A 1,633-nucleotide genomic window follows, 5' to 3' on the forward strand; every position below is an offset into this window, starting at 1 on the left:
CTCTTGCGCGGCGACGTGGTGCTGCGCCGAGGCGACAGCGAGCTGCAGGCCGAGCAGGTGTTCCTGCCGGGCAGCCGCGAGCAGGTCGATGCCGAGGGCAACCTGGTGCTGCGCAACGGCCAGGCGCTGGTGCGCGGTGACCAGGCGATGCTGCGCCTGAACGAGGACAGGGCCACCGTCGACAACAGCCACTACGTGCTCTACGAGTCGCACCTGCGTGGTCAGGCCGCGCAGCTCGAGCAGACCAGCGAGAACCAGTACCGTCTTCACAGCGCGAGCTTCACCACCTGCGATCCGGGCGAAAACACCTGGGAGCTGGTGAGCAGCGACATTCGCCTGAACCAGGCCAAGGGCTTCGGCACCGCGCGCAACGCCCGGCTCAAGGTCAAGGACGTGCCGGTCTTCTACTGGCCCTGGGTGCGCTTTCCGCTCGACGACCGGCGCCATACCGGCCTTCTATGGCCGACGCTGGGCTTCTCGACCGACGGGCTCGATTACGCCCAGCCGTTCTACTGGAACATTGCCCCCAACCACGACGCCACCATCACGCCGCGCTTCATGAGCGACCGGGGGCTCTTGCTCAACGGCGAGTACCGCTACCTGTTCGAGCAGAGCCAGGGCATGATCGAAGGCGGCTACCTGGCAAGCGATGGGGGCACCAGCACCGGCGACAACCGCTTCGAAGGCGAGGATCGCTGGTACATCGACGCCCAGCACCAGGGACGGGTGAACCCGCGCAGCAACTATGCGCTGCGCTATGGCGCGGCCAGCGACGGGCGCTACTTCGACGACTTCGGTGCCGAGTTCGGGCGCAGCGACCGGGTCGCGATGGAACGGCTGGCGCAAATCGACTACCGCGGCGATCTCTGGCAGCTCGACGCCCGCGCCCAGGGCTTCCAGCGTCTGGAGGACCCGCTCAGCGACAGCGACAAGCCCTTTTACCGGCTGCCGAGTTTGACCGCCAATACCACCGATTGGCAGTTCGGCGGAGGCTTCTACGGCCAGTGGCGCTCCAACGCCACCTACTTCTGGCGCGACATCGACGAGACCCTGGTACCCGAGCGCGAGGCCGCCACCGGCTCGCGGCTTCACATGACCCCGGCGCTGGGCTGGCGTTTCGAGCGGCCCTGGGGCTACATCGAGCCGCGCACCGAGCTCTGGAGTACCGCCTATGAGCTCGACTACGGCGCCCGCGAGACCGACCGCGCTACCTCGCCCACCCGCAACGTGGCGATCACCTCCATCGATGGCGGTCTGGTGTTCGAGCGCGAGCTCGACCTGGGCAGCCGAGGCTATCGCCAGACCCTGGAGCCGCGGCTCAACTACGCGTTCGTGCCGCGCACCGACCAGACCCAGCTGCCGGAGTTCGACAGCCGCGAGCGGGCGTTCTCCTGGGATCAGCTCTGGTCGCCGCACCGCTTCTCCGGCGCCGACCGGGTAGGCGATCTCAACCGGATTTCCTACGGCGTGCAGTCGCGGCTGATCGAGGATGCCAGCGGGCGCGACCGGCTCACCTTCGGCATCGGCCAGAGCGCCTACTTCGCCGATCGGCGCATCGATGAAAACGGCGACCCGGACACCCTGCCGGATCGCCCGGAGGACAACCCCTTCGTCAATCCCCAGAGCCGTTACC

1 protein-coding gene is annotated in these 1,633 nt (G+C 67.7%); it reads left to right on the forward strand.

Annotated features, from left to right (window positions below; translation table 11 throughout):
* Positions 1 to 1,633: LPS-assembly protein LptD (locus tag BIS11_RS16935; protein WP_253586632.1), on the forward strand; the 1,633-nt coding region annotated here is incomplete at both ends.

The organism is Halomonas sp. 707D4, assembly GCF_024158685.1.
Lineage (GTDB): Bacteria > Pseudomonadota > Gammaproteobacteria > Pseudomonadales > Halomonadaceae > Vreelandella.